The following is a 25,793-nucleotide window of genomic DNA, read 5'->3' on the forward strand; positions in this document are numbered from 1 at the left end:
CGATACCCTGGACACCATGACGTCGCACCAGAACACCCAGACGATGAAGCCCGCGACCGCGGCGAAGAAGCTGGGTGTGTACCTCGAGGCCACCCCCGCAGAGTTCCAGGAGGGTGTCGTCTCGCGCACCGAGCTGAACGAGCTCCAGGCCAACCCGCCCGCCTGGCTCCAGGAGCTGCGCAAGAACGGTCCGCACCCCCGCCCGGTGGTCGCGTCGAAGCTCGGCGTCTCCATCGCCGGTCTCGCGCGCGGCGGCATCACCGAGCCGCTCACCACGGAGCAGATCGACGCGCTCAAGCAGGAGTCCCCGGAGTGGCTCCAGAAGGAGCGGGCCACCCAGGCGGAGGTCCGCAAGGAGACCCTCCGTATCAAGGAGCGCAACGAGGAGCGGGCGGGCCGACAGGACGCCTGATTCCCCACGCCCGGCCGTCTTCCCCGCGCCGGTTCCGACCGAAGCACCTCGGTCGGGACCGGCGTGGCGTTTCCGCGCGTGCGGGAGTCATCCCCTCATGAGTGATGCCAGCATCGCGTACGAGCCGCCGGTCGTGGTCGGCGTGGACGGGTCCGAGCACAGTCTCCGGGCCCTGGAGTGGGCGCTGAGCACCGCGGAGAGCCTGGGGGCTCCGCTGGTGGTGGCCCATGTGCGCTCCGAGGCGCTCCAGCTCGGCGCCGCCCGTATCGCCTCGCTGGGCACGGAGCCGGAGCTTGGCGACCCGGTCGCGCGGGCCGTACGGACGGTGGTCGAGGACCGGGGACACCGCGTCCCGGTGCGATACGACTCGCTGGACGGGTCCGTGCGGGACGCGCTGCCGTCGGCGGCGCGGGGGGCGCGGCTTCTGGTGACCGGTTCCCGGGGGCACGGCGGCTTCGCGAGCCTGCTCCTCGGTTCGACGAGCCGGACGCTGGCCACGACGGCGCCCTGTCCGCTGGTCGTCGTCCCGCACGAGGCGCGCACGGCCTCGCTGGAGGGCGGCGCGGGGGCGGGTCGGGTGCTGCTCGGGCTGCACGCGGAGGAGACCTCGGACGAGGTGCTGGGCTTCGCCTTCGAGGCGGCGCACCACCGGAGGGTGCCGCTGGAGGTGGTGACCGCGCTGCGGCTGCCCCCGCCGGAGGGCGCGCTGCTCGCGGCGCCCTCTCCAGCGCTCCAGGTGCCGCCGCCGCTGCCGCTGGCGGACGACGCGAAGGAGCTCGTGGAGGCGGCGGAGCGGGAGCAGGCGGAGCGGCTGCGGCCGTTCGCCGCGCGGTGGCCGGGGGTGGAGTTGGTCCCGGTGGTGGTGCCGGGGGACGCGGCCGGCCGGCTCGTGAAGGGGTCGCGGGACGCGGGTCTGCTGGTCGTGGGCCGGCATCACCGGCATCACTTCGGGACGCTGCTCATCGGTTCCGTCGCCCACGCGGTGCTGCACCACGCGCACTGTCCGGTCGCCGTGGTGCCGCCGGCCTCTGAGGGCCCCGGGACATGACAGTCCCCGGCGGTCCGAATCGGTTCGCGCGGTCGTCGGCCGTCGCCGGCGGCTCCGTGCCCGACCGGCCCCGCCGGGGGCCTGGCCAGAGCCTGGATCAGGGTCACGCGGGCCTCCGGACGTCTCCGTCGGCGGGTGCGGCTCTCTCCGGTTGTTCCGGTGTGAGTAAAAGTGTCCTCCCTTTTCCCCCGGTTTCAAGAGGTTCCTCACGCTTTTTTTCGGCTGTCGGAGGCGCCTGGTAGACAGGGGCCATGACGACCGCAGATCACGCCGCCACCGCCGCCCGCAACGTCCAGCCGCCGCCCGCCCGGGCCTCGCTCGGCGCCGGGGTCGTGGTGACCGACGACTCGGGTCGTGTCCTCCTGGGCCTGCACCGCTCCGGGGTGTGGGAGCTGCCGGGCGGCATGGTCGAACCGGGCGAGTCGATCGAGGCCGCCGCGGTCCGCGAGCTGGGCGAGGAGACGACGCTGGTCGCCGACGCCGCCGACGTGGAGGTCCTCGGGCTGCTCCTGGACAGCGTCACCTCCACACGGCTGACCCGGATGACCGCGGCCACGGCCGTGCGCGGATTCCGGGGCGTGCCCGCGGCCGCCGAGCCGGACAAGATCGAGCGCTGGGAGTGGACGGACCCGGACCATCTCCCGGAGGCCCTGTTCCTGCCGTCGGCGCAGGTGCTGCGGGCGTGGCGGCCCGGTCTCCCGATCCCCGGCGGCCCGTTCCACCGCTACGCCCTGGGCAGGCTGCCCGGTTGAGGCCCACGGTGCCGGTGCGTCACCGCGCGGGGCCCGGCGCGCGTGACTAGCGTGGCCTGAGGTACACGTCATCGAATCGGAAGTGGGAGTCACCGTCATGGCCGCACGACCTGAAGGCACGCCGGTCTGGACCGACGCGATGTACACCGACGTCGAGGGCGCCAAGACGTTCTACGGCGACGTGCTCGGCTGGACCTTCGGCGAGTCCTCCTCGGAATACGGCAACTACACGCAGGCGTACAAGAACGGCAAGGCGGTCGCGGCCGTCGTGCCCCCGATGCCGGGACAGGACGGGGAGCCGCAGTCGGCCTGGTGTCTGTACTTCGCCTCGCCGGACGTCACGGCGACGGCGGAGAAGATCCGGCGGGCGGGCGGCACCGTCCTGATGGAGCCGATGCAGGTGGGCGACTTCGGCTCGATGTGCATCGCGAAGGATCCGTCGGGGGTCGCGTTCGGCGTCTGGCAGGGCGGCGAGCACGAGGGCTTCGAGCGGGAGGGCGAGCCCGGCTCGTACGCCTGGGCCGAGGTCTTCACCCGGGAGCCTGCGAAGGCCGACGCCTTCTTCACCGAGGTCTTCGGCTTCGGCTCGAAGAAGATCAAGGACGAGCACATGGACTACCGGGTCTTCGACCTCGGTGGTGAGCGGCCGGTGCTCGGACGGATGGTGATGTCGGACGAGGACTTCCCGCCGGAGATCCCCTCGTACATCCAGGTCTACTTCGCCGTCGACAACTGCGACAAGGCGGTGGAGAGGGCCGAAGCCCTCGGCGGGCGGAAGGTGTTCGGGCCGATGGACAGCCCGTTCGGCCGGTTCGCGGCGATCGTGGACCCGCAGGGCGCCGCCTTCGCGGTCATCGACGAGAGGACGACCGTCGGCGAGATGCCCGAGATGGAGTGACCGGAGTGAGCGGTGCGGCGCGGCGCCTCGGTGGCGCCGCGCCGCCGTGCGTCAGGGGGCGTCGCGGACGGCGGTGGTGGCGTCGGGGACGCCCGCGTACGCGGTGCCGTCGGGCGGCGGTTCACTCGGTGGGGACGATCACGGTCTGAGGCTGGAGACCACGTCGGCGGTGGCGGCCACGCCGTTGTGGATGGTGGGCGCCATGCTGGTGCCGGCGAGGAAGAAGCCGAGCAGGGCGCAGACGAGGGCGTGCGTGAACTTCAGGCCACCGCTCCGCAGGAAGATCGCGGCCAGGACCAGCAGCAGCACCACGACAGAAATGGAAACGGCCATCACTCTCACGTCCCTCCGTCGCCGCACCGGAATTGCGGCGTTCGGCGGACAGTGTGGCGGAACGCCCCGTCCGTCCGGGCGTATGGCGGGGCGGCCATACGGGTGAGATCGGGTCAGGACGCGTCGGGCCCACAGCAGACAGGCCGGCGTCGGGTCGGCGGAGCCGCGGCCCGCAGGTGGACTTGCGCGGCCGCTGGGGTCCGGCGGGGCCCGGCAGCGGGGGCCCCTTGCCCAGGGGCCCCCGCTTCGTTACGAGGGCGCCGGCAGGTTCATCAGGGCGGCGATCGCGTCCTGGTGCCGGCCCGCCGAACCGAGGGCGATCTGGTCGGACTTGGCGCGCTTCAGCGCCAGGTGCGCGGGGTGTTCCCACGTCATGCCGATGCCGCCGTGCAGCTGCACGCACTCCTCGGCGGCGCGGACCGCCACCTTGGAGCAGTACGCCTGGGCTACCGCCACGGTCAGTGGGGCGTCCGGGCTGCCGGTGGCGAGGGCGTCGGCGGCGGCGCGGGCCGCTGCCCTGGCCCCTACCAGGTCCAGCCAGAGCTGGGCCATGCGGTGCTTCAGCGCCTGGAAGGAGCCGACGGGCCGGTTGAACTGGTGGCGCTCGCGGGTGTACCGGACGGTCTCCTCCAGGCACCAGGTGGCGAGACCGAGCTGCTCGGACGCGAGGAGGCCCGCCCCGGCGAGCAGTCCGCGCCGGACGGCCGCTCGGGTCTCGTCCGGGCCGGCGAGGCGGGTGCCGCTCCCGGGTGCGGTGGTGACGCGGGCGAGCGGGCGGGTGAGGTCGAGCGGGGTCTGCGGCTCGACGGTCGCCTCTCCGGCGGTTACGGCCCACAGGCCGTCGGCGCGCGGGACGAGGAGGACGTCGGCCGTGACGGCGTCCGCCACGCCCGCGACCGTGGGGGTGAGCGGTGGCTGGGCGTCCGGCGCGGTCGACAGGGGGGCGGCGAGGACCGCCACCGTGCGGCCGCTCGCGAGGCCGGCGAGGAGCTCGACGGCCGGGCCGCCCTCCCCCGCGAGGCCGAGCAGCGTCTCGGTGGCCACCACCGCGCTCGTGAGGTAGGGCAGCGGCGTCACCGCGCGGCCCAGCTCCTCCAGGACCACGGCGGCCTCGCGGTGGCTCGCGCCCTGTCCGCCGAGCTTCTCGGGGACGAGGAGGCCGGCGGCGCCGATGTCGCCCGCGAGGGACTTCCAGAGGCCGGGCACGTACGGGTCGTCCGTCTCGATCCGGTCGAGCAGCGCCGGGTGGCCGGCCCGGTCGGCGAGCAGGGCTCGGACCGTCGCCCGCAGGTCGTCCTCGGTCTCGGAGTACAGCAGATCGGTCTGCACTGTCATCGGGCCAGGTCCTTCCAGGCGACGTCCTTGTCGTTGCGGGGCTCTGGGGGCAGGCCGAGGACCCGCTCGGCGACGATGTTGAGGAGCACCTCGCTGGTTCCGCCCTCGATCGAGTTGCCCTTGGAGCGCAGATAGCGGTAGCCGGCGTCGCGGCCGGTGAAGTCGACGAGTTCGGGGCGGCGCATCTCCCACTCCCCGTACAACAGGCCCTCGGCGCCGAGGAGTTCGACCTCCAGGCCGCTGATGGCCTGGTTGAGCCGGGCGAAGCCGAGCTTCATCGCACTGCCCTCGGGGCCGGGCTGTCCGGCGACGAGCTGCTGGCGGAGACGTTCGCCGGTGAGCCGGGCCACCTCGGCGTCGACCCAGAGGTCGAGGAGGCGCCGGTGCAGCTCGTGGGTGCGCAGCTCGGGGCGCTCGCGCCAGGTGGTGGCGAGCTTTCCGATCATGCCGCCCTCGCGGGGGATGCGGGCGCCGCCGATGGAGACCCGCTCGTTCATGAGGGTGGTCTGGGCGACCCGCCAGCCGTCGCCGACCTCGCCGAGGCGGTGGGCGTCGGGGATGCGGACGCCGGTGAGGAAGACCTCGTTGAACTCGGCCTCGCCGGTGATCTGGCGCAGCGGCCGGACCTCGACGCCGGGGTCGGTCATGTCGCAGACGAAGTAGGTGATGCCCCGGTGCTTGGGCGCGTCGGGGTCGGTACGGGCGATGAGGATGGCCCAGCGGGCGACGTGGGCGCTGGAGGTCCACACCTTCTGCCCGTCGATCACCCAGTCTCCCCCGTCGTCGCGTACGGCGCGGGTGGCGAGCGCGGCCAGGTCGGAGCCGGCGCCGGGCTCGCTGAAGAGCTGGCACCAGACCTCTTCGCCGACCCAGAGGGGCCGCAGGAAGCGGGACTTGACCTCCTCGGAGCCGTACGCGAGGAGGGTGGGGGCGGCCATGCCGAGGCCGATGCCGATCCGGCGCGGGTCGTTGTCCGGGGCGCCCGCGGCGGCGAGTTCGGCGTCGACGACGGCCTGGAGCGCGCGGGGGGCGTCGAGCCCGCCGAGGCCGACGGGGTAGTGCACCCAGGCGAGGCCGGCGTCGAAGCGTGCCTTCAGGAAGTCGGTGCGGTCGGTCGTGGCGGGCGGGTGATCGGCGAGCAACTGCCGTGTGAGGGCAAAGACTTCGTCGGCGTCGGTCATGCGTGGGCTCCTTCCGGGAGGACGACCAGGCGGCCGGTGGTGGTGCCGTCGGCGACGCGCTGGACGGCGTCCGCCGCGCCGGAGAAGGGGACGCGTTCGCCGATGAGCGGCTTGATGAGCCCCTTCGCCGCGTAGGCGGTCAGGGTCTCGTGGCAGCGGCCGATCGAGGCGGGGTCCTTCGCGGCGTACAGGCCCCAGTGGAGGCCGAGGACCGAGTAGTTCTTCACCAGGGCGTGGTTGAGGGCGGGGGCGGGGACGGTGCCGCTCGCGAAGCCGACGACCACGATCCGCCCCTCGAAGGCGACGCACTTGGCGGACTGCTGGTAGGCCTCGCCGCCGACGGGGTCGTAGATCACGTCGGCGCCCCGGCCGCCGGTCGCGGCCTTGACGGCGGCGACGACGTCCTCGGCGCGGCGGTCGATCACGAGGTCGCAACCGAGGGCGCGGGCGACGGCCGCCTTCTCGGGGCCGCCGACGACGCCGATGACGGTGGCGCCGGCCCCCTTGCCGAGCTGGACGGCGGCGCTGCCGACTCCGCCCGCCGCGGCGTGGACGAGGAGGGTCTCGCCCTCCTGGAGGGCGGCGCGGCGGTGCAGGCCGAACCAGCCGGTCTGGTAGCCGATGTGCAGCGCGGCGGCCTCGGCGTCGTCGAGGGCGTCCGGGGCGGGCAGGAGCCCGGCGGCGTCGGCGAGGGTGTACGCGGCGAAGCCGCCGTGCGGGAGGGCCGCGGTGGTGATGACCCGGCGGCCGTCCTCGGTCTCGGCGCAGACCTCGACGCCGGGGGTGAAGGGGAGCGGGGGCCGCACCTGGTAGTGGCCGCGGCAGAGCAGCGCGTCGGGGAAGTTGACGTTGGCGGCGCGGACCCTGAGAAGGACCTGGCCGTCGCCGGGCGTGGGCGGTTCCACGTCCTCGCGGCGCATCACCGCGCGCGGTTCGCCGTTCTCGTACACACGCCATGCCTGCATCCGGGAGCCTCCTCCGTACCGTGCGGTCGGTTGCATACTAAGCAGTCGCTTGCCCGCTGCGGAACCGGGTCAGCCGGACTTCTTCGGCCGAGCCCGTACGTGCATCCGCTCGCCCTGCGGTCCGAAGAGGCTCAGGAACTCCACCGGCCCGTCGTCGGTCGCCCCGAACCAGTGGGGGACGCGGGTGTCGAACTCGGCCGCCTCCCCGGCGGCCAGGACGACGTCGTGCTCGCCCAGGACGAGCCGGAGCCTGCCGGAGAGCACGTAGAGCCACTCGTACCCCTCGTGCACCCGGGGCTCCGGGGCCTCGTGGGCCTTCTCCTGGATCACCTTGTACGCCTGGAGCCCGCCGGGCTGCCGGGTGAGCGGGTACATCGTCCGGCCGTGGCGCACGATCGGCTTCGCCTTGACCCGGGGATCGCCCACGGGAGGTGCGCCGACCAGCTCGTCGAGCGGGACCTGGTGGGCACGGGCGAGCGGCAGGAGGAGTTCGAGGCTGGGCTTGCGCTGCCCGGACTCCAGCCGGGAGAGGGTGCTCACGGAGATTCCGGTGGCGGCGGAGAGCTCGGCGAGGGTCACCCCGCGGTCGCGGCGGACCCGGCGGAGACGGGGGCCGACCTCGGTGAGTACGGCGTCGATGCGGTCGTCTTCGGTCATGGCCCCAGTGTTGCAGAAAGAGCAATCAATCTTGCCGGTCCTGCGGGTGCGAGGAGCCGCCGCCCGCACTCTCGGACGTGGCGGCGGCCGGTCGGCCGGTCGGATGAACCCGGCGGTCCGCGGCTGCGTCGCCCGGTCGGAGGGGCGAGGATCGGCCATGGTGGCCGGGAGGACGGCGGTCACGGACGACGGAAGGACGGAACAGCAGCCATGCTCGGTACGCAGTTCACCACCGGTTCCCCCAGTTGGATCGATCTCGGCAGCCCCGACCCGGCGGCCGCCGCCGTGTTCTACGGCTCCGTCTTCGGCTGGGAGTTCCGGTCGCTCGGTCCCGAGGCCGGGGGCTACGGCCTCTTCCAGCAGGACGGCCGGACGGTGGGCGCGGTCGGTCAGCTCACCGAGGAGGGCGCGCACAGCGCCTGGACGGTGTACTTCCAGACGCCGGACGCCGACGACACCCAGCGGACCGCCGAGGCGGCGGGCGGCACCGTCCGCACCTCCGCCTTCGACGTCATGGACGCCGGCCGGATGGCCAACCTCACGGACCCGGGCGGCGCCCGGTTCGCCGTCTGGCAGCCGGCCGCGATGCGGGGCCTGGAACGGACCTCGTCCCCCCACACCCTGCTCTGGGTGGAGCTGCACGTCACCGACCCCGAGGCCGTCCTCGGCTTCTACCAGCGGCTCTTCGGCTGGCGTTGGGCGGAGATGAAGGCCCCCGGCATGACCTACCGGGTGATCTCCACCGCCGAGGGCGACCAGGAGGAGGCCTCGTTCGGCGGCGCGGCGGAACTCCAGGGCGACACCCCGCGCTGGATCCCGTACTTCGCGGTCGAGGACGCCGACGCGATCGCCCGCTCGACCCAGGACGGCGGCGGCTCGGTCCTGCTCCCCGCCGCCGACGTCCCGGACGTCGGCCGCATCGCCTGGCTCGCCGACCCCTTCGGCGCCGCCTTCGCCGTGCTGAAGCCCGCGCCGATGGGGTGAGTCCCGCCGCTGACGAAGGCCCCGACCTCCCTCAGCGGGCGAAGAGTTCGAACGTCACCGCCGGGCGGTCGGCGAAGCGGGCGGAGGCGCGCGACGTGGCCACGGTCAGGAAGTCGCGGACGTACTTCTCCGGGTCCTCGTCCGTCAGGGCCTCGATGTAGGCGCGGTGGCAGAGGAGGGAGCGGATCGCGCGGTCCAGGCCGGGGGCCGCGTCGACCGCGTGGGTCGGGGTGCTGGAGGCGGCGACCGCGACCCAGCGGACACCGTTCCAGGGCTCCAGGCCCTGGTCGGTCAGCTCGGGGAAGATCCAGCGGTTTCCGGCGTCGGCGGCCGCGTCCAGCGTGGCGCGGCCGACGGCCAGGTGGTCGGGGGTGTTCCAGGGCGCGCCCGGGCCGCCGCCCCAGGTGTCGCGGTGGTTGAGGGTGATCACGAGTTCCGGGCGGTGGCGGCGGATCGCGGCCGCGATGTCACGGCGCAGACCGAGCCCGTACTCGATCACGCCGTCACGGTGGTCGAGGAACTCGACGGTGTCCACGCCGACGACGGCCGCGCTGTCCCGCTGCTCGCGCTCGCGGACCGGGCCGCAGACGTCGGGGGCGAGGGAGTCGATACCTGCCTCTCCGCGGGTCGCCAGGACGTACGTGACCTCCTTGCCCTCGTCGGTCCAGGCGGCGACGGCCGCCGCACAGCCGTACTCAAGGTCGTCGGGGTGGGCGACGACGGCCAGCGCGCGCGTCCAGTCGCCGGGCATCTCCAGAAGGTCCGGGACATCTGTGTCGATCATGAGCGCAGCATACGACTCGCGTCCGGCGCCGTCGGGCGGAAGGCTCCGGCGAGGATCACCGAGCGTGAAAGGTGGCGCGGGCGGTCGGCGTTGAGGCCGCGCCGGGCGGCGAGCGCCACCGCGAGCCGCTGGGCGCGGACGAGGGCCGCGACCGGGTCGATGGCGTCGGCTGCGAACAGGGCGCCCGTGGACTCCACTTCGTCCCGGAGACCGGAAGGGGCCGGGCCCAGGCAGCAGACCAGGCTCGCCCGGTCACTGATGCTGATCGGCCCGTGACGGTACTCCATCGCCGCGTACGACTCCGTCCAGGCGCGGGCCACCTCACGCAGCTTGAGCGCCGCCTCGTCGGCGAGCCCGACGGTCCAGCCGGTGCCGAGGAAGGTGAACTGGCCGCGCCGTTCCCAGGATGCGGGCAGCCGCTCGTACAGGACGAGTTCGGCGTCGGCGATCGCGGGACCCAGGTCCACCCCCAGTCCGGCGCGCAGGAGTTGGAGGGCCGTGGTGGCGAACCGGGTCTGGACGACGGAGCGTTCGTCGGCGAAGCCAAGGTCGATGATCCGGTCGGCGAGCCGCCCGGCGGGGCTGTCCGGGACGCCGGTGACGACGAGCGCCGGGACGCGGCCGGCGGCGCGGGCGAGCAGGTCCACGACCTCCGTGGTGGTGCCGGAGCGGGTGAGGGCGACGATGCGGTCGTAGCCGCGGCCGAGGGGGGTCGCGTCGGAGGCCGGGAACGCGTCGGTCTCGCCCGCGCCGAGGGACTCCCGCAGGGCCGCGTAGGAGCGGGCGATGAAGTACGAGGTGCCGCAGCCGACGACCGCGAGGCGTTCGCCGCGGGCCGGCAGCAGGCCGGTGTCGCGGCCGGCGATCTCGGCGGCGCGCCGCCAGCAGTCGGGCTGGCCGGCGATCTCCGCGCTGACGTGGGTGCTCATGGTCCGGGTCCTCTCCTCGCAGGGCCCTTCGCGGGTCCGGACCGAGTTGTATCCGTCCGCGAGGAGAGCACACCATGAGCAATCCGCACTCACCGCTTGGACTTTCGTGGAGCCCCTTGCTCCCGCCCGCCGCAGGAGGCCCGGACCACCAGGCGCGGCCTCAGCTGCACCTGGTGGAGCGGGGCCGCGTCCCCCTCGGCGAGCCGCCGGAGCAGGAGCTGCGCGGCGAGGCGGCCGAGCTGGTACTTGGGGGGCGAGACGGCCGTCAGCGGGGTCTCCGCGACATCGGCGAACTCGTTGTCGTAGCTGATCAGGGCGAGGTCCCCGGGGACCCTCAGCCCGGCGCGGCGGGCCGCTCCCAGCATCAGGGCGGCCTCCCGGTCCCCGAAGCAGAGCGCGGCGGTGACCCCCGAGGCGCGCAGCGCGGCGAGGGCCCGGTCGGCCCGGTCCGGGTCCCAGTGGGCCATCACGTCCCGCTCGTACACCGGGGCGTCGGGCAGTCCGAGGTCGGTGAGGGCACGGGTGAAGCCGGACTCGATGGGCGCGGTGGTGGGCGCGTCGGTGCGGGCGACCAGCCCGAGCCGCTCGTGGCCGAGGGCCCGCAGATGGCGCACCGCGTCGTAGGCGCCGCCCTCGTGGTCGGTGCAGACGTGCTCGGTGGGGTCGCCGGGGCCGTGGTCGGCGAGCCGCCGTTCGACGAGCACGGCGGGGACGGGCAGGGCGAGGAGTTCCTCGGCGCGCCGTCCGGGGTCGGTCGCGGTGTGCAGGCTCGGGACGAGGAGGAGGCCGTGGACCCCGGCGGAGAGGAGCCGTTCCAGGGCGGCGTCCTCCTCTGCGGGGTCGTAATGGGAGCAGGCGAGGACGAGCCGGGCGCCGGCCGCCGCGAGTGCCTTCTCGATGCCCTGGAGGACGCGGGGGTAGTAGAAGGTGGTGTCGGGGACGAGGACGCCGACGATCCGGCGGTCGGCCCGGTCCCGCTCGGGCCGGTGGGCGGAGAAGGTGCCCGCGCCCTGGCGTCGTTCGACGAGGCCGAGGGCGACGAGGTCCTCGTACGCGCGGCGGACGGTGGTGACGGACAGGCCCGTCTCGGTGGCGAGGGCGCGTTCGGTGGGGAGTTTGCTGCCGGGGGGCCAGGTGCCGTCGAGGATGCCGCGCCGCAGCTCCGCCATGAGGGCCCGGAACTTCAGCTCACGGCCGGACGCCGGTGTCTCGCGTGCCGCCATCCGGGCCCCCTCGCGCGCGGCCGGACACCCGGCTCCCTCTGCTGACCGATTGCGCGCCGAATCCTATGCCGGGCCGGTCAGATCTCGCCCCGGGCGAGGGAGAGCAGCCGGTCGAGGACGCGCGGGCCCCCGGCCCGTACCCCGTCGTGCTCGAACTCGTCGGTCACCCAGGTCCGCAGACCGCGCACGGCGCGCGCGGTCTCCAGGGAGTGGTCGGTGTCGACGTACAGGTCGTCGTGGTAGACGACGGCCGCCACCGGAACCTGGTTGGCGGCGAGCCGGTCGGGGTCGTACAGCGGGGTCCAGTCGGTGCGCGCGGCGAGCAGTTCGGCGGTGTCGCGCAGCGGGCGCAGCGCGGGGTCGGTGGTGAAGTGCCAGGGGTGGATGGTCTCGCCGGTGAAGAGCGGGGGCGCGCCCTCGGCGAGCGCCGTGCGGGCGTCGAATTCGGGGTACTCGGCGCGGACGCGTTCGGCGGCCCAGTCGGTGGGGCCCTGGCCCTGGGCGTAGCTGGCCTCGTGGAGTACCGCGTACAGCGGGTGTCCGGCGTACGAGAGGTGGGCCTGGAGCTGCTCCAGGAAGGCGTCGGAGAGCGCGGGGCCGCCCGGGGTGGGCACGAAGGCGCCTTCGAGGAGCAGATGGAGCTGGTGGGTGCCGTCGCCGGAGCCGAGGAGGATGCCGAGCGACTGGAAGGCCTCGGCGGTGAGGAGGCCGCCGCCGGGGAGGGTGACCTCGTGGTCGAGGAGGTGGGCGACGATCGCGCGGGCCCGTTCGGCGTCCTGGGGGTAGCGGGCGAAGTGGGCCTCGTTCTTCCGCCGGATGCGCGGGTAGGCGGCGCGGTAGACCTCGTCGGCGGTGGCGTCGAGGGAGGGCAGGCCGCCGGTGATGAGGACGGTGTCCAGGCCTTCGGGGGCGGTGGAGAGGTAGTGGGTGGCGCAGAAGCCGCCGAAGCTCTGGCCGAGGACGGTCCAGGGGGCGCCGCCGGTGAGCCGGCGCCGGATCAGCTCGCAGTCCCTGACGATGGAGTCGGCCCGGAAGTGGGTCAGGTAGTCCGCCTGCTCGGCGGGGCCGCCGCGCAGCGGCAGGGTCTGGCGGTTGGCGGGGGTGGAGCGGCCGGTGCCGCGCTGGTCGAGGAGGAGGACGCGGAACTCCTTCACGGCGCGGCCGAGCCAGGCCTGCGGGCCGATGAAGCGGCGGGCGCCGAAGCCGGGCCCGCCCTCCAGGTAGACCAGCCAGGGGAGCTTCTCGGGGCCGGAGCGGGCGTGGCCGCTCGCGACGACCTCGCGGCCGTAGACCTCGATGCGCTCGCCGTCGGGGCGGGCGTGGTCGAGGGGGACGGGGAAGCGGTGGTCGGTGAGGACGAGGCCCGGCTGGCGGTAGGTGGTCAACGCTGCTCCTGCTCCTGTTCGGTACGCCCCCGCGAGGACAGTGGATCACACGGCGGGGGCCGCGCCGGGGTGTCCGTGCGGGACGAGCCCCTTCTCGGCGAGGTAGTTCCGCGCCACGTCCTGCGGAAGCCGGCGCCAGCTGTCCACCTGTTCGTTGAGGTGCGCCAGGTCGGCGGTGGTCAGGACCGTGTTGAGGCGGCCGAGCGCCCGGGTGACGCCTTCGCCGCCGGCGCGGGCGCGGTTGACGACGGGGACGATGAGGTCGGCGTTCTGCAGGCGTTTGTCGTCGGCGAGGAGGACGAGCCCGAACGCGTCGAGCGTGGCGTCGGTGGTCGTGGTGAGCACCAGCTGGTCCTGGCCGTTCTGCACGGCCTGTTTGGCCTGGGTGGTGCCGACGCCCTTGGGGTCGACGGCCGTCACGTCGATCCCGTAGACCTCCTTCAGGCCGGGCGCGCAGTACGGCCGGCGGACGCATTCGTCACCCGCCGCGAGGCGGACGGGAAGCCGGGCGGCGCCGAGGTCGCCGAGGGTCTTCAGCCGGTGCTCGGCGGCGTAGGCGGCGGTGACGGCGAAGGCGTTCTGGTCGACGGCGCGGCCGGGGTCGAGGACCGTGAGCCCGCGCGGCGCGGCGAGCGCGCGCAGGGCGGTCATGGTGGCGGTCGGGTCGGGCGAGCCGACGGGCGGCGCGTCCGCGCCGTGGGCCTTGGCGTTGAGCCAGTCGGCGAAGGTCGCCGCGTACTCCGGTACGACGTCGATCTGTCCGCTCTCCAGGGCGGGCTCGTACAGCTCGCGGTTGGTGACGGAGAGGATCCTGGTGCGGTAGCCGGCCGCCTGGAGCAGCAGCGCGTACATCTGGGCCAGGAGGTCGCTCTCGGTGAACCCGGCGGAGCCGATGACCAGCCGGTGGCTGTCGCCGGGCTGCCCCGTGACCGCGCCCCGGTCCTCCAGGGCCGGTCCGACGGCGCAGCCGGCGAGACCGCCGCAGAGCAGAAGCGCGAGACAGACGGCGCGCCCGGCGAGGAGGATGTCCGGCCCCGTCACGCGTCGCTCCCCCGGGCTCGCGTCGGGCCGGCGCGCCGGACGCCCTCGAAGACCGCTTCGACGACGAGCGCGAGTACGGCGACCAGGCAGGCTCCGGCGACGACCTGCGGAGTGGACGCGAGGTTGAATCCGGCGGTGATGATCCGGCCGAGACCGCCGCCGCCGGCGAGCGCTGCCACGGTCGCGGTGGCGACGAGCTGGACGGCGGCGATCCGTACCCCGGTGAGGATCATCGGGAGGGCCAGAGGCAGTTCGACCTGTGCCAGGGTCTGCCGGCCCGTCATGCCCATGCCCCGGGCGGCCCGTACGACGTCGGCGTCGACGCTCCGCATCCCGACGTACGCGTTGGTCAGGAGCGGCGGCACGGCGAAGAGCACCAGGGCGATGACCGTCGGCCACTGCCCGTGCGTGCCGAGCGGGCTGAGCAGGAGCAGGACGAGGACGGCGAAGGTGGGGACTGCCCGGCCGGCGTTGGCGAGGTTCACGGCGAGCGCGCCGCCCTTGCCGAGGTGTCCGAGGACAAGGGCGACGGGCAGCGCGATCAGGCAGCTCAGGGCGAGGCAGACGAGGGTGAGGAAGACGTGTTCCCCGAGCCGGTGCCAGACGCCGTTCTCGCCGGACCAGTTCGCGGCGGTGGTGAGCCAGGACCACGCCTCGGCGAGGGTGTTCACGCGGCCCGCCCCCGGGTCCAGGGGGTGAGGAGCCATTGCGCGCCGAGGAGGAGCAGGTCGGCGGCGACGGCGATGACGACGCAGAGCACGGAGGCGGTGAGCACCTGCGCCTTGAAGTAGGTGTTCATCCCCGCGTAGATGAGGTTGCCGAGGCCTCCGTGGCCGACGATCGCGCCGATGGTGACGAGGGAGACGGCGGAGACGGCGGCGATGCGCAGTCCGGCCATGGCGGCGGGCAGGGCGAGGGGCAGTTCGACGGCGAGGAGCAGCCGGATCGGCCCGTACCCGAGGCCGCGCGCGGCCTGCCGGGTCTCCTCGGGGACGGCGCGGAGTCCGGCGAGGACGTTCCGGACGAGGAGGGTGAGGGAGTACAGGACGAGACCGGCCACGACGAGGGTGGCGGAGAGTCCGTACACGGGCAGCAGCAGGGAGAACATCGCGAGCGCCGGGATCGTGTACAGGAGCGTGGTGATCCCGAGGACGGGCCCGGCCGCCCAGCGCCAGCGGCGGGCGGCGACCGCCAGGGGCAGGGCGAGCAGCAGGGCGAGGGCCACGGAGACGCCGGTGATCTGGAGGTGCTGGACGACGGCGTCGGCGAGGATCTCGCGCCGGCTGGTGAGGTAGTCGCCGCAGATCCACTCGTTGCGGGCGAGGCAGTCGTCGGGCGGCGCGGTCACCCTCTCATTCGAGGGGGCGGACGGGCCCGGCGCACCCCGGCCGGGCCGTTCGGGGGCCGGGGCGCGCTCCGGTCAGTCGCCCGAGAGGACCGCGATGACGTTGCCCGCGGGGTCCGTGAACCAGGCGGCGGCCATGCCGTGCCCGGAGCGCATGATCCCCTTGTCGTCGGCCTCGAAACCGGGGTAGCGCTCGAACGTCACCCCGCGTCCCCCCAGCTCGTCCACGGCCCGGTCGATGTCGTCGACCTCGAAGTTGAGGATCGTGAAGGTGGCGGGGGTGTGGTTCTCCTTGGGGTAGACGAAGACCCGCGCCCCGCCGGGAAGGACGAGGTTCAGCATCCGCATCCCCTCCGGGCCGGTCTCCTCCACCGTGAGGCCGAGGACGTCACCGTAGAAGGCGCGTGCGGCGTCGAGGTCGTCGACCGAGAAGCCGCTGTACGCCTTGGTCTCGCCGAACATGGCGTGCTCCCTTCCGGGGGCCCGGTGCCCGGGCACCCCTTCCAGGATCCTCCGGCCGCGCTCCGCCGTCCGCTCAGGGGGCGATCGGCAGCTGCCGCTTGTGCTCGGTGAGCTCGTAGCGGCGGGTGATCGTGGCGTACGCGGCCGGCGTGACCGGCTTCCCCTCCAGGAAGTCGTCGATGTCGTCGTAGGTGACGCCGAGGGCGTCCTCGTCGGCCTTGCCCGGGGCGAGGGTCTCCAGGTCGGCCGTGGGGGTCTTCCACACCAGCGAGGCCGGGGCGCCCAGCTCGTCGGCGATCGCGCGGACCCGCCGCTTGGTGAGGCCGGTCAGCGGGACGACGTCGGCGGCGCCGTCGCCGAACTTGGTGAAGAAGCCGGAGACGGCCTCGGCGGCGTGGTCGGTGCCGACCACGAGACCGTGGTGGGCGCCGGCGACCGCGTACTGGGCGATCATCCGCTGCCGGGCCTTGATGTTGCCCTGCACGAAGTCCTGGTGGGTGGCGTCGCGGAAGGTCACCCCGCCGGCAAGGCAGGCCTCCAGGGCCGCGTCGCTGGCCGCCTTGACGTCGACGGTGAGGACCTGGTCGGCGCGGATGAAGCCGAGGGCGGTCTGCGCGTCGTGCTCGTCGGCCTGGACGCCGTACGGCAGGCGCATCGCGTAGAAGGTGGCGTCGTGACCGGCGGCCCGGGCCCGCTCCACGGCGAGCTGGCAGAGCCGGCCGGCGGTCGTGGAGTCGACGCCGCCGCTGATGCCGAGCACCAGGGAGCGCAGCCCGGTGGAGGTGAGCCGCTCGCTGAGGAAGGCCACCCGGCGCTCGATCTCCGCCTTCGGGTCGAAGGTCTCGGCGACGTGGAGGTCCCGGGCGATCTGCTGCTGGAGGGCGGTGGACGCCGGGTCGGTCACGGAAGTCTCCTCATCAGGGTCGGTCGGCTGTGTTCCCGCTGGTACGGGGGTGCATCGGGGTCGACTCTACGCGCCGCCCGCCCGGTCGGCGGACGCGTCCCGGGCCGGGGGCGCCTCCGGGGCCGACGCGTCCGGGGTGCACAGCACCTCGACCCGCTGGACGTGGTTGTTGGCGAAGCCGCCGCGGTTCCACGGCTCGGTGAGCGGCTGGACGTTCCCCGCGGCGTCGGTGGCGCGCACGGTCAGGTGGCGCAGCCCCGGCGTCGCGGTCCAGGTGGCGCGCCAGGCGGTCCACGCCCAGGGGTGCGCGGGGTCCCGGGCGAGCGCGGCCTCGCTCCAGACCGCCCCGCCGTCCTCACTGACCTCGACGCGGGTGACCGGACCGTACCCGGACCAGGCGCGCCCGGTGAGCGGCACGGGGCCGGGGCGCACGACGCGGGTGCGGGACATGAAGTCGGGGAAGCCCGGCGGAACCATCAGGGCCCTGGGCGCGATGAGCGTGACGGGCTCCCCCGGTTCGTCCGCGTCCCGGCTCAGGCGGTAGGCGACGCTCTGCTGGAACCCGGTGTACGGGGTGGCGGTGAGCGTGATGTCGTGGAGCCACTTCACGTGCGCCATGCCGTACCAGCCGGGGACGACGAGCCGGAGCGGGCTGCCGTGCTGCGGTGGCAGGGGCTCGCCGTTCATCGCGTACGCGACGAGGACGTCCCGGGCCGGGTCGGCGGCCGTCGTCAGGGGCAGCGCGCGGCGGTAGTCCTGCTCGACGCCCCGCTCGATCCCGTGGTCGGCGCCGGTGAACACCGCCTCGGTCGCGTCCTCGGCGACGCCCGCCTCCGCGAGGAGGGCCGCGAGGGGGACTCCGGTCCAGTCGGCGGTCCCGACGGCCTCGTCCAGCCAGGGCTGGCTGACGGGGCGGGGCGTGAGCCGGGCCCGGCCGTTCCCGGCGCACTCCAGGGTCACCCGGCGGGTGACGGCGGGCCGGTCGCGGAGCGCCGCCAGGTCCAGGGTGAGGGGCCGGAGGACCCGGCCGCCGACGGTGAGCCGCCAGCCGTCCTCGTCGGTGGCCGGGATGTCGTAGTGCACGAGGACGTAGTGGAGGCCGGGCGGTGTCACGTCGTACCGCAGCGCTTCCAGGGGCAGTCCGTGGTTGCGGGCGGCGAGGGCGAGCTCCTGCGCGGTGATGCCCTCCCCGGGGCCGGCCAGGCGTCCCGGTGTGCTGATGTCGTTCAGTCCACTCAGGGATCCGTCCATGCCCTCATGGTGCGCCGGGGCGTGGAGGCGGGCACGCCGAAAAGCCTCAGCCCTGCCGGGGGCCGTCCAGGGCCCGGTCGAGGCCGTCCTGCGGGAGGCCGGTGAGGGCCCGTACGAAGATCTCCTCGTAGGCGGGCGCACCGAGCGTCTCGCGGGCGGTCCCGGTGTACTTCTCGCGCAGGGCCCGCAGTCCGGGCAGGCCGCGCCGGGGCTGGCCGGTGGAACGCCAGTACGCCTCGCCCGTGCCGCTCACGTCGGCCGCGCGCTCACCGTCCCCGGCCGCCGCGAGGGCGGTGGCGAGGACGTCGAGGCCGAGGGCGACGCCGAGGCTCGCGCCGAGGCGGCGGGTGCCTTCCAGCATGGCGCGGGCGTGGCCGGCGGCGGCCGCCGGGTCGCCCTCCAGAAGGCCGGTGAGGGCGAGCTGGTACTCGAGGGCGGTGCGGGTCCAGTGCTCGTCGAGCTCCTCGCACAGGTGGCGGAGGCGGAGCGCCTGTTCCCGGGCCTCGGCGAGCCGGCCGAGGCCGGTGAGGGCGAAGACCCGCACGAGGTGGCAGCGGAGCCGGGCGGCGGAGTCGGCGGGGCCGCCCCGGGCGGCGTCGAGGACGTGGCCCACGACGACGTACGCGGCCATCGGCCGGCCGGTGGTGAGGGCGAGGAGCCCCGCGAGGGCGGCGGCGTCGAGGGTGAGCTCGCCCGGCCGGTCACGGAGGGCCTCCTCGTACTCGGCGTCGAGGTCCGGCTCGGCCGGTCGGGCGGTGAGGGCCTCCTCGTACTCGGAGAACCTGGCCTCGCGGGCGCAGCGTTCGCTCGTCTCCTGCGCCGGGCCGAACTCGCCCTGGAGGACCAGGGTGACGCCGAGGGCCCACAGGGCACGGGCCCGGACGCGGCCGCGGGCCTCGCTGAGGAGGAGGGCCTGTTCGAGGCCGTCGCGGGCCTCGCGGAGGCGGCCGCGGCAGGACCAGGCGAAAGCGACGGAGCCGACGAGGTCGAGGGCGGCGTCGGGGTCGGTGCGAAGCAGCCGGTCGAGGGCGGTGCGCAGGTCGGTGTGGTGGGCGTCGACGGTCCGGTACCAGCGGAGCTGTCGGGCCCCGTGCCACTCGGTCTCGGCGCGGCGGGCCAGGCTCCGGAAGTGGGCGGCGTGCCGTTCGGCGACCGTTCCGGTCTCGCCGGTCCGGTCCAGCCAGGTCGCCCCGTACTCGCGGATGGTGTCCAGCATGCGGAGGCGGCCGGCGGCGTCCGGGGGGCGGACGACGGAGGCGCGGACGAGGCCTTCGAGCGCGCCGGGCAGGGTGGCGCGGTCCAGGGGGCCGCCGGCGCAGACGGCGGTCGCGGAGGCGAGGTCGAAGGGGCCGCGGAAGACGGAGAGGCGGGCCCACAGGAGGCGTTCGAGGGGCGTGCTCAGCTCGTGGCTCCAGCCGATGGCGGCGCGCAGGGTCTGGTGGCGTCGCGGCCAGACCCGTTCGGGGTGGGCGAGCAGGGCGAAGCGGGCTCCGGGCGGGGCGTCGAGGCGGGTGCCGAGCTGGTCGCGGACGGCTTCGGCGCCCTGGACGCGGATCTGCGCGGCGGCCAGTTCGAGGGCGAGGGGGATGCCTTCGAGGCGTACGCAGATCTCGGCGGCGGGTCCGGCGGCGGGGAGTTCCTCCCCGGCGGCCCGGCGGAGCAGCTCCAGGGCGTCGCGGCCGGCGGGCGGCAGCGGATCGAGGGCGACGACCCGCTCACCGGGGACGCCGAGCGGGCGGCGGCCGGTGGCGAGGACGGTGAGTCCGGGGGCGGCGGCGAGGAGTTCGGTGACGAGCCGGGCGCAGGGTTCGGCGAGGTGCTCGCAGGAGTCGAGGACGAGGAGCAGTCGGTCGTCCGCGAGCCGGCGGCAGAGCCCGGTGGTGGCCATGCCGGGAGTGTGGTCGGCGAGGTCGACGGAGTCGGCGACGAGCGCGACGAGCGCGACGAGGAGTCGGTCGCCGTCGAGCTGGGTCAGGTCGGTCCACCAGGCGCCGTCCGGGTACCGGTCGGCGGCGAGGTGCGCGGCACGCAGCGCGAGCCGGGTCTTCCCGACTCCCGCGACGCCGGTCAGGGTGACGAGGCGGTGCTCCGCCAACGCGGCGGAGACGCCGTCCAGTTCCGTGCGGCGTCCCACGAAGCCCGGGGTGTCGTCCGGCAGATGTCCACGCACGGAAGCAGTCTCCCTCATACGCGCGCGGAACGGCCCCGCGGAACCGGTTCGTTACGCCGCCGCCGGCGGGGTCAGGCTTCGCCGACCGTGACGACGACCGAGTGCCGGCCCTGTGCTCCGTCGGGAGCGGTGTCGGTGCGCCGCTCCGGCTGGGTGGTGCCGGTGCCGTCGGTGGCTCGGACGGTGAGGGTGTGGCGGCCGGGGGTGGCGGCCCAGGGGTGGACCCACTGGCGCCAGGTGTCGGCGCCGTCCTCCGCCGCGAGCCGGGCGTCCTGCCAGGGGCCGTCGTCGATCCGTACCTCGACCCGGCGGATGCCGCGGTGCTGGGCCCAGGCGACCCCGGCGACCATGACGGTGCCGGCGGCGGGTCGGGCGAAGGGACGGGGGGTGTCGATGCGGGACTGCGTCTTGACGGGGGCCTGCGCCGCCCAGCCGCGCGGGACCCAGTAGGCGTCGTACGCGTCGAAGGTGGTGAGCTCGATCGATTCGATCCACTTGCAGGCGGAGACGTATCCGTAGAGGCCGGGGACGACCATGCGGACGGGGAAGCCGTGGGCGAAGGGCAGGGGTTCGCCGTTCATCCCGAAGGCGAGGAGGGCGTCGCGGCCGTCCATGACGGCTTCGACGGGGGTGCCGATGGTCATGCCGTCGACGGAGCGGGCCACCAGCTGGTCGGCGGGGCCGCCCTCGGAGGGCGGGCGGACGCCGGCCTCGCGGAGCAGGTCGGCGAGGGGGACGCCGAGCCAGCGGGCGTTTCCGACGTACGGGCCGCCGACCTCGTTGGAGACGCAGGCCAGGGTGATGTCCCGTGCCACCGTCGGCCGGGCCATGAGCTCCCTCAGGGTGAGGCTGCGTTCCTCGCGGACGCCTCTGCCGTGGAGGCGCAGCCGCCAGTGACCGGCGTCGACCTTGGGGACGATGAGGGCGGTGTCGACGCGGTAGAAGTCGCGGTTGGGGGTGATGAAGGGGCTGATGCCGGGGACGTCGAGCTGGGCTCCGGCGGGCACGGCCGGCGCGGGGGAATCGGGCCGGGGCAGGCGCAGGGCCGCACGGGAGGCGGCGGCGTTCTCCTGTACGGGGGTGCCGACGGCGCGGCCGAGGGCGGCGGCTCCGGTGGCGGCGAGGCCGGTGGAGGCGGCGACGACGAGGAAGCCGCGGCGGTCCGCCCGGGCGGTTCCGGGCCCCGGGGCGAGGAGCCGGCCGGTCAGGACGTACAGCAGGAGCGCGCCGGCGGCGGCTCCGGCGAGGGAGGGCACGGCGTCCAGGGCGGAATCGGAGTCGGGGCGGGTGACGGCGGCGAGGGCCCCGAGGACGCCGAAGGCGGCGACCGCCGCCGCGCCGAGCGGGCGGTGGCGCAGCGCGAGCAGCCCGACACCGAGGGCGAGGAGGGCGAGGATCAGCAGGATGCCGAGTTGGAGGACGGTTTTGTCGCTCTCCCCGAAGGCGCGGATCGCCCAGTCCTCGAGGCCTGCCGGGGTCCGGTCGACGACGGCGCCGCCGACGGCCTGCACGGGGCCCGCCTCGGGACGTACGCGGGCGGCGACGCGGTCCGCGACGGCCAGCGAGACGTACGCGGAGACCAGGCCGCCGAGTGCGGCGAGGAGGCGGTCGGTGCGGGTGGGTTCGTGGGGCCCGGGCGCAGTGCTGATGTCGGTCATGGTGGGTACTTCGGCACGCGCGGCCGCGCGGATGGGCGGCGTCACCCGGATGGCTCTCAGCGTGTGTCCGGGTGCTCGCCCGGTGTCGCCAGCTCCTCGACGGCATCGGCTCCGACGACCGCGCCGGTGGACTTCTTGCCGCGGCGCAGCCTGCCTTCGAGCCAGGAGGCGAAGGTGGTGAGGGCGAAGTTGAGGGCGACGAAGATGACGGCGACGACGGTGAAGCAGGCGATGGTGTTGGCGCCGTAGTTGGCGCTCATCGGGCGTACGGAGGCGAGGAGTTCGGAGAATCCGAGCATGGCGCCGCCGAGAGCGGTGTCCTTGACGATGACGACGAGCTGGCTGACGAGGGCGGGCAGCATGGCGGTGACGGACTGCGGCAGGAGGACGTAGGCCATGGTCTGGCCCTTGCGCATGCCGATGGCCTTGGCCGCGTCGGTCTGTCCGGCGGGAAGCGCGAGGATGCCGGCGCGGACGACCTCGGCGAGTACGGAGGCGTTGTAGAGGACGAGGCCGGTGACGACGGCGTACAGGGGGCGGGTGTCGGGGCTGATGTCGGTGAACTCGGAGTAGGCGGCGTTCGCGAAGAGCATCAGGATCAGGACGGGGATGGCCCGGAAGAACTCGACGACGGTGCCGGCGGCGGCGCGCATGGCGCGGTGGTCGGAGAGCCGCAGGATGCCGAGGAGCGCGCCGAGGGGCAGGGCGAGGACCATGGCCGTCGCGGCGGCGATCACGGTGTTCTTCAGGGCGGGGAGGATGTACGTCTCCCAGACGCGGGCGTCGGTGAAGAAGGGCGCCCACTTGGACCATTCGAGCTGGTTCTTGTCGGCGAGGCTCGTCACGACCCACCACACCACGACGGCGAGGCCGGCCAGGAACAGCAGGGTCCACAGGAGGTTGCGCCGCCGGGCGCGCGGACCGGGGACGTCGTAGAGGACGGTGGGCTGCGCCTTCTGGCTCTTCACCGTTTCACCGCCGCCTTCTTGGCCACCCAGCCGAGGAGGAGGCCGGTGGGCAGGGTGAGGCAGAGGTAGCCGACGGCGAAGATCGCGGAGATGAGGATGAGCTGGGCCTCGTTCTCGATCATCTCGCGCATCAGCAGGGCCGCTTCGGCGACGCCGATGGCGGCGGCCACGGTGGTGTTCTTGGTGAGGGCGATGAGGACGTTGGCGAGGGGGCCGACGACGGAGCGGAAGGCCTGGGGGAGCACGATCAGGCGGAGGACCTCGGGGAAGCCGAGGCCGATGGCGCGGGCGGCCTCGACCTGTCCGAGGGGGACGGTGTTGATGCCGGAGCGGACGGCCTCGCAGACGAAGGCGCTGGTGTAGGCGGTGAGGCCGAGGACGGCGAGCCGGAAGTTGATGGTGGTGAACCGGTCCGCGCCCATGGTGACGCCGAGGGTCTGGAAGAGGCCGAGCGAGGTGAAGACGATGATGACGGTGAGGGGGATGTTGCGGACGATGTTGACGTAGACGGTGCCGAAGCCCCGCATGAGGGGGACGGGGCTGACGCGCATCGCGGCCAGCAGCGTCCCCCAGACGAGGGAGCCGATCGCGGAGAAGACGGTGAGCTGCACCGTCACCCAGAAGGCTCCGAGCAGGTCGTACCCCTGGAGGAAGTCGAACACGGCGGCCTGCTCACGTGACGATGACGCCGATCTTCGGCGCGGGTTCGTTCTGGTAGCCGGCGGGGCCGAGGTTCTTCTTGACCGCCGCCTGCCAGGAGCCGTCGGCGACCATCTTCTCCAGGGCCTTGTTGATCTCGGCCTTGAGGTCGCTGCCCTTCTGGACGCCGATGCCGTAGTTCTCGTTGCTCATCTTGAAGCCGCCGAGCTTGAACTTGCCCTTGAACTCGGGCTGTGCTGCGTAACCGGCGAGGATCGAGTCGTCGGTGGTGACGGCGTCGATGACCCCGTTCTGCAGACCGGTCAGGCACTCGGAGTAGCCGCCGTACTCCTGGAGTTGGGCGTCCGGGGCGATCTTGTCCTTGACGTTCTGCGCGGAGGTCGAGCCGGTGACCGAGCAGAGCTTCTTGTTGTTCAGGTCGGACGGCTTCTTGATCGAGTCGTCGTCGGCCCGGATGAGGACGTCCTGGTGGGCGAGGAGGTAGGGACCGGCGAAGTCGACCTTCTCAGCGCGCTTGTCGTTGATCGAGTACGAGGCCGCGATGAAGTCCACGTCTCCGCGCTGCAGGAGCGTCTCCCGGTCGGCGCTCTTGGCCTCTTTCCAGACGATGTCGGACGGGTCGTGGCCGAGCTGCTTCGCGATGTACGTGGCCACGTCGACGTCCAGGCCGGTGTAGGTGCCGTCGGGGGTCTTCAGGCCGATGCCGGGCTGGTCGAACTTGATGCCGATGGTGATCTTGTCGCCGTCGTCGTGGTCGCGGGGCACCGCGCCGGCCGCGCCGTTCGCGAATCCGGCCGAGGTGAGGGAGAGGACGACGGCCGCGGCGGCGGCCACGACGGCCCTGCTGGTCCTGTGCGGGTTCATGAGGATCACCCCTGGGGGCTGCGGATCGGGCGACCGACCGGGCGGCGGCCGCGACTCAGTGGTGGAGGATCTTGGACAGGAAGTCCTTGGCACGGTCGCTGCGCGGGTTGCTGAAGAACTCGTCCGGGGTCGCCTCCTCGACGATCTTCCCGTCGGACATGAAGACCACGCGGTTCGCGGCGGAGCGGGCGAAGCCCATCTCGTGGGTCACGACCACCATCGTCATGCCGTCCCGGGCGAGCTGCCGCATCACCTCCAGAACCTCGTTGATCATCTCGGGGTCGAGCGCGGAGGTCGGCTCGTCGAAGAGCATCACCTTCGGATCCATGGCGAGGGCGCGGGCGATCGCCACGCGCTGTTGCTGGCCCCCGGAGAGCTGGGCCGGGTACTTGTCGGCCTGGGAGGCGACGCCCACCCGGTCGAGGAGGGCGCGGGCCCTCTCCTCCGCCTCCTTCCGGTCCTTCTTGCGGACCTTGATCTGCCCGAGGGTCACGTTGCCGAGGACCGTCTTGTGCGCGAACAGGTTGAAGGACTGGAAGACCATGCCCACATCGGCCCGCAGCGCCGCCAGTTCCCGCCCTTCGGCGGGCAACGGCCGCCCGTCGACGACGATCTCGCCCGCGTCGATGGTCTCCAGGCGGTTGATCGCCCGGCACAGCGTCGACTTCCCCGAGCCGGACGGCCCGATGACGACGACGACCTCGCCGCGGTGGATCGTGAGGTCGATGGAGTGGAGGACGTGCAGGCTGCCGAAGTACTTGTCGACCCCGCGCAACGCGACGAGCGCGTCGCCGCCGTCCGGGACGGGCATGGCACCCTCCTGGGTCACACCCCCGCTTGCCTACGTTCATGCTCCGCCCTCGGCCGGGCCCGCGCACGCCGGACGGGCGCGCACCGAGCGTGAGACCGACGTCACCTCCCGCGTCCGTCTATCGCGGGCCTCCCGGAGACTGCGCGCCGGGACGCACGGCCGCACACTGGGGGTGGGAGTCGAGTGTGCGAGGAGGGTCCGCCATGAGCAGAGCCGCCCCCAAGGTCAGCACGTTGCCGCCGGAGCACCGGGAGCGCCTGATGGCCTTCGCCGAGGACGTGCACTTCGAGTCCGGCCACCGTCTCTTCGAGGAGCAGCAGCACGCCGACCGGTTCTGGATCGTCAAGACGGGCGCGGTGACACTGGACGCGAAGGTGCCGGGCAGGGGGGCGCCCGTGATCGAGACCCTGCGCCACGGCGAGCTGGTCGGGCTGTCCTGGCTGTTCCCGCCGTATCTGTGCCAGTCGGGGGCCGAGGCGATGACGCCGGTCCGGGCGTACGAGTTCGACGCCCCGGCCGTGCGGTCGATGTGCCGCTCGGACGCGGAGTTCGGCGCCTCGGTCATGTTCTGGGTGGGGGCGATCCTCGCCCACCGCCTCCATGTGACCCGCGTACGGCTCCTGGACCTGTACGCCCCGCACGGGAGCGGCATCCTGGCCTGAGGGGCTCCGCGGCCGGCCCGCGGGGGCCGGACGGTACGGTGGGAGGTCGGCAGGGCACCAGCCCGGCCGGCCCCGGCGGGCGGGTGCCGTACCGCACGGCCCGCAGGCTCC

Annotated in this window: 27 protein-coding genes; 6 read left to right on the forward strand and 21 right to left on the reverse strand. The window is 73.8% G+C overall.

What is annotated here, in order from left to right:
* Positions 1–16 precede the first annotated feature (16 nt).
* The 4 genes from ACZ51I_RS07330 (at position 17) to ACZ51I_RS07345 (ending at position 3,110) form a co-directional block, all read left to right on the forward strand.
* Positions 17–412: a DUF5997 family protein gene (locus tag ACZ51I_RS07330; RefSeq protein ID WP_468872202.1), complete on the forward strand. Its 396-nt coding sequence runs from the start codon at positions 17–19 to the stop codon at positions 410–412.
* 97 nt (positions 413–509) lie between these two features.
* Positions 510–1,460 carry a universal stress protein gene (locus ACZ51I_RS07335; RefSeq protein WP_468872204.1) on the forward strand — a complete coding sequence of 317 codons (951 nt, stop codon included), beginning with the start codon at positions 510–512 and terminating at the stop codon, positions 1,458–1,460.
* Positions 1,461–1,711: 251 nt separating this feature from the next.
* Positions 1,712–2,212, forward strand: coding sequence for a nucleotide triphosphate diphosphatase NUDT15 (locus tag ACZ51I_RS07340; RefSeq protein ID WP_468872205.1), 501 nt, complete (start codon positions 1,712–1,714; stop codon positions 2,210–2,212).
* A gap of 97 nt (positions 2,213–2,309) precedes the next feature.
* Positions 2,310–3,110, forward strand: coding sequence for a VOC family protein (locus tag ACZ51I_RS07345; RefSeq protein ID WP_468872207.1), 801 nt, complete (start codon positions 2,310–2,312; stop codon positions 3,108–3,110).
* Positions 3,111–3,248: 138 nt separating this feature from the next.
* Here ACZ51I_RS07345 and ACZ51I_RS07350 read toward each other — a convergent pair whose 3' ends face one another.
* The 5 genes from ACZ51I_RS07350 to ACZ51I_RS07370 form a co-directional block, all read right to left on the reverse strand.
* On the reverse strand, positions 3,249–3,443 hold the full coding sequence (locus tag ACZ51I_RS07350; RefSeq protein WP_468872209.1) for a hypothetical protein: 195 nt from the start codon (positions 3,441–3,443) through the stop codon (positions 3,249–3,251).
* A 249-nt stretch (positions 3,444–3,692) separates the two neighbouring features.
* Positions 3,693–4,778, reverse strand: coding sequence for an acyl-CoA dehydrogenase family protein (locus ACZ51I_RS07355; RefSeq protein WP_468872211.1), 1,086 nt, complete (start codon positions 4,776–4,778; stop codon positions 3,693–3,695).
* Entirely contained in the window at positions 4,775–5,959 is a 1,185-nt protein-coding gene (locus ACZ51I_RS07360) for an acyl-CoA dehydrogenase family protein (RefSeq protein WP_468872214.1), read from the reverse strand. The genes ACZ51I_RS07355 and ACZ51I_RS07360 overlap by 4 nt, the downstream gene beginning before the upstream one ends.
* Entirely contained in the window at positions 5,956–6,924 is a 969-nt protein-coding gene (locus tag ACZ51I_RS07365) for an NADPH:quinone oxidoreductase family protein (RefSeq protein WP_468872216.1), read from the reverse strand. Before ACZ51I_RS07365 ends, ACZ51I_RS07360 begins: the two co-directional genes overlap by 4 nt.
* A 69-nt stretch (positions 6,925–6,993) precedes the next feature.
* Entirely contained in the window at positions 6,994–7,581 is a 588-nt protein-coding gene (locus ACZ51I_RS07370; protein WP_468872218.1) for a helix-turn-helix domain-containing protein, read from the reverse strand.
* A gap of 210 nt (positions 7,582–7,791) precedes the next feature.
* Here ACZ51I_RS07370 and ACZ51I_RS07375 point away from each other — a divergent pair, with 210 nt between their 5' ends.
* On the forward strand, positions 7,792–8,565 hold the full coding sequence (locus ACZ51I_RS07375; protein ID WP_468872219.1) for a VOC family protein: 774 nt from the start codon (positions 7,792–7,794) through the stop codon (positions 8,563–8,565).
* A 31-nt stretch (positions 8,566–8,596) separates the two neighbouring features.
* Here ACZ51I_RS07375 and ACZ51I_RS07380 read toward each other — a convergent pair whose 3' ends face one another.
* The 16 genes from ACZ51I_RS07380 to ACZ51I_RS07455 all read right to left on the reverse strand — a co-directional run bounded on the left by ACZ51I_RS07380 (position 8,597) and on the right by ACZ51I_RS07455 (position 25,020).
* Positions 8,597–9,349: a PIG-L deacetylase family protein gene (locus tag ACZ51I_RS07380; protein WP_468872221.1), complete on the reverse strand. Its 753-nt coding sequence runs from the start codon at positions 9,347–9,349 to the stop codon at positions 8,597–8,599.
* Positions 9,346–10,278 (reverse strand): SIS domain-containing protein, encoded by a 933-nt coding sequence (locus tag ACZ51I_RS07385; protein ID WP_468872224.1) that lies wholly within the window; start codon positions 10,276–10,278, stop codon positions 9,346–9,348. Before ACZ51I_RS07385 ends, ACZ51I_RS07380 begins: the two co-directional genes overlap by 4 nt.
* 89 nt (positions 10,279–10,367) lie before the next feature.
* Positions 10,368–11,501, reverse strand: coding sequence for a GntR family transcriptional regulator (locus ACZ51I_RS07390; protein ID WP_468872226.1), 1,134 nt, complete (start codon positions 11,499–11,501; stop codon positions 10,368–10,370).
* 77 nt (positions 11,502–11,578) lie between these two features.
* Positions 11,579–12,886 carry an alpha/beta fold hydrolase gene (locus ACZ51I_RS07395; protein ID WP_468872228.1) on the reverse strand — a complete coding sequence of 436 codons (1,308 nt, stop codon included), beginning with the start codon at positions 12,884–12,886 and terminating at the stop codon, positions 11,579–11,581.
* Between the two features lie 45 nt (positions 12,887–12,931).
* Complete coding sequence (locus tag ACZ51I_RS07400) at positions 12,932–13,912, reverse strand: ABC transporter substrate-binding protein (protein ID WP_468873789.1); 981 nt, start codon at positions 13,910–13,912, stop codon at positions 12,932–12,934.
* Between the two features lie 11 nt (positions 13,913–13,923).
* On the reverse strand, positions 13,924–14,598 hold the full coding sequence (locus ACZ51I_RS07405) for an ABC transporter permease (protein WP_468872230.1): 675 nt from the start codon (positions 14,596–14,598) through the stop codon (positions 13,924–13,926).
* Positions 14,595–15,275 (reverse strand): ABC transporter permease, encoded by a 681-nt coding sequence (locus ACZ51I_RS07410; RefSeq protein WP_468872233.1) that lies wholly within the window; start codon positions 15,273–15,275, stop codon positions 14,595–14,597. The genes ACZ51I_RS07405 and ACZ51I_RS07410 overlap by 4 nt, the downstream gene beginning before the upstream one ends.
* Positions 15,276–15,347: 72 nt before the next feature.
* Positions 15,348–15,734, reverse strand: a complete 387-nt coding sequence (locus tag ACZ51I_RS07415) for a VOC family protein (protein WP_468872236.1) — start codon at positions 15,732–15,734, stop codon at positions 15,348–15,350.
* A 73-nt stretch (positions 15,735–15,807) separates the two neighbouring features.
* Positions 15,808–16,638, reverse strand: coding sequence for an ammonia-dependent NAD(+) synthetase (gene nadE, locus ACZ51I_RS07420; RefSeq protein ID WP_468872238.1), 831 nt, complete (start codon positions 16,636–16,638; stop codon positions 15,808–15,810).
* Between the two features lie 66 nt (positions 16,639–16,704).
* A complete protein-coding gene (locus ACZ51I_RS07425) occupies positions 16,705–17,889 on the reverse strand; it encodes a sulfite oxidase (RefSeq protein ID WP_468872240.1) in 1,185 nt (394 codons plus the stop codon).
* A 46-nt stretch (positions 17,890–17,935) separates the two neighbouring features.
* Positions 17,936–20,077, reverse strand: coding sequence for an ATP-binding protein (locus ACZ51I_RS07430; protein WP_468872243.1), 2,142 nt, complete (start codon positions 20,075–20,077; stop codon positions 17,936–17,938).
* Between the two features lie 53 nt (positions 20,078–20,130).
* On the reverse strand, positions 20,131–21,717 hold the full coding sequence (locus ACZ51I_RS07435; protein ID WP_468872245.1) for a molybdopterin-dependent oxidoreductase: 1,587 nt from the start codon (positions 21,715–21,717) through the stop codon (positions 20,131–20,133).
* Positions 21,718–21,773: 56 nt separating this feature from the next.
* On the reverse strand, positions 21,774–22,685 hold the full coding sequence (locus ACZ51I_RS07440) for an amino acid ABC transporter permease (protein WP_468872248.1): 912 nt from the start codon (positions 22,683–22,685) through the stop codon (positions 21,774–21,776).
* Positions 22,682–23,347: an amino acid ABC transporter permease gene (locus tag ACZ51I_RS07445; RefSeq protein WP_468872250.1), complete on the reverse strand. Its 666-nt coding sequence runs from the start codon at positions 23,345–23,347 to the stop codon at positions 22,682–22,684. Before ACZ51I_RS07445 ends, ACZ51I_RS07440 begins: the two co-directional genes overlap by 4 nt.
* Positions 23,348–23,357: 10 nt before the next feature.
* A complete protein-coding gene (locus ACZ51I_RS07450) occupies positions 23,358–24,209 on the reverse strand; it encodes a glutamate ABC transporter substrate-binding protein (protein ID WP_468872252.1) in 852 nt (283 codons plus the stop codon).
* 55 nt (positions 24,210–24,264) lie between these two features.
* On the reverse strand, positions 24,265–25,020 hold the full coding sequence (locus ACZ51I_RS07455) for an amino acid ABC transporter ATP-binding protein (protein WP_468872255.1): 756 nt from the start codon (positions 25,018–25,020) through the stop codon (positions 24,265–24,267).
* Between the two features lie 203 nt (positions 25,021–25,223).
* Here ACZ51I_RS07455 and ACZ51I_RS07460 point away from each other — a divergent pair, with 203 nt between their 5' ends.
* The gene (locus tag ACZ51I_RS07460) at positions 25,224–25,682 is read left to right on the forward strand and encodes a Crp/Fnr family transcriptional regulator (RefSeq protein WP_468872257.1); all 459 of its coding nucleotides are present in this window, start codon (positions 25,224–25,226) and stop codon (positions 25,680–25,682) included.
* Positions 25,683–25,793: the final 111 nt, after the last annotated feature.

Source organism: Streptomyces sp. NPDC034084 (genome assembly GCF_055575535.1).

What these genes read in the sequence shown, in the direction of transcription:
- ACZ51I_RS07370 (WP_468872218.1), bottom strand. Translation starts at nt 7,581, where the DNA reads ATGACCGAAGACGACCGCATCGACGCCGTACTCACCGAGGTCGGCCCC.
- ACZ51I_RS07335 (WP_468872204.1), top strand. Translation starts at nt 510, where the DNA reads ATGAGTGATGCCAGCATCGCGTACGAGCCGCCGGTCGTGGTCGGCGTG.
- ACZ51I_RS07450 (WP_468872252.1), bottom strand. Translation starts at nt 24,209, where the DNA reads ATGAACCCGCACAGGACCAGCAGGGCCGTCGTGGCCGCCGCCGCGGCC.
- ACZ51I_RS07340 (WP_468872205.1), top strand. Translation starts at nt 1,712, where the DNA reads ATGACGACCGCAGATCACGCCGCCACCGCCGCCCGCAACGTCCAGCCG.
- ACZ51I_RS07385 (WP_468872224.1), bottom strand. Translation starts at nt 10,278, where the DNA reads ATGAGCACCCACGTCAGCGCGGAGATCGCCGGCCAGCCCGACTGCTGG.
- ACZ51I_RS07375 (WP_468872219.1), top strand. Translation starts at nt 7,792, where the DNA reads ATGCTCGGTACGCAGTTCACCACCGGTTCCCCCAGTTGGATCGATCTC.
- ACZ51I_RS07380 (WP_468872221.1), bottom strand. Translation starts at nt 9,349, where the DNA reads ATGATCGACACAGATGTCCCGGACCTTCTGGAGATGCCCGGCGACTGG.
- ACZ51I_RS07345 (WP_468872207.1), top strand. Translation starts at nt 2,310, where the DNA reads ATGGCCGCACGACCTGAAGGCACGCCGGTCTGGACCGACGCGATGTAC.
- ACZ51I_RS07455 (WP_468872255.1), bottom strand. Translation starts at nt 25,020, where the DNA reads ATGCCCGTCCCGGACGGCGGCGACGCGCTCGTCGCGTTGCGCGGGGTC.
- ACZ51I_RS07425 (WP_468872240.1), bottom strand. Translation starts at nt 17,889, where the DNA reads ATGGACGGATCCCTGAGTGGACTGAACGACATCAGCACACCGGGACGC.
- ACZ51I_RS07330 (WP_468872202.1), top strand. Translation starts at nt 17, where the DNA reads ATGACGTCGCACCAGAACACCCAGACGATGAAGCCCGCGACCGCGGCG.
- ACZ51I_RS07460 (WP_468872257.1), top strand. Translation starts at nt 25,224, where the DNA reads ATGAGCAGAGCCGCCCCCAAGGTCAGCACGTTGCCGCCGGAGCACCGG.
- ACZ51I_RS07365 (WP_468872216.1), bottom strand. Translation starts at nt 6,924, where the DNA reads ATGCAGGCATGGCGTGTGTACGAGAACGGCGAACCGCGCGCGGTGATG.
- ACZ51I_RS07415 (WP_468872236.1), bottom strand. Translation starts at nt 15,734, where the DNA reads ATGTTCGGCGAGACCAAGGCGTACAGCGGCTTCTCGGTCGACGACCTC.
- ACZ51I_RS07355 (WP_468872211.1), bottom strand. Translation starts at nt 4,778, where the DNA reads ATGACAGTGCAGACCGATCTGCTGTACTCCGAGACCGAGGACGACCTG.
- ACZ51I_RS07435 (WP_468872245.1), bottom strand. Translation starts at nt 21,717, where the DNA reads ATGACCGACATCAGCACTGCGCCCGGGCCCCACGAACCCACCCGCACC.
- ACZ51I_RS07430 (WP_468872243.1), bottom strand. Translation starts at nt 20,077, where the DNA reads ATGAGGGAGACTGCTTCCGTGCGTGGACATCTGCCGGACGACACCCCG.
- ACZ51I_RS07350 (WP_468872209.1), bottom strand. Translation starts at nt 3,443, where the DNA reads ATGGCCGTTTCCATTTCTGTCGTGGTGCTGCTGCTGGTCCTGGCCGCG.
- ACZ51I_RS07360 (WP_468872214.1), bottom strand. Translation starts at nt 5,959, where the DNA reads ATGACCGACGCCGACGAAGTCTTTGCCCTCACACGGCAGTTGCTCGCC.
- ACZ51I_RS07390 (WP_468872226.1), bottom strand. Translation starts at nt 11,501, where the DNA reads ATGGCGGCACGCGAGACACCGGCGTCCGGCCGTGAGCTGAAGTTCCGG.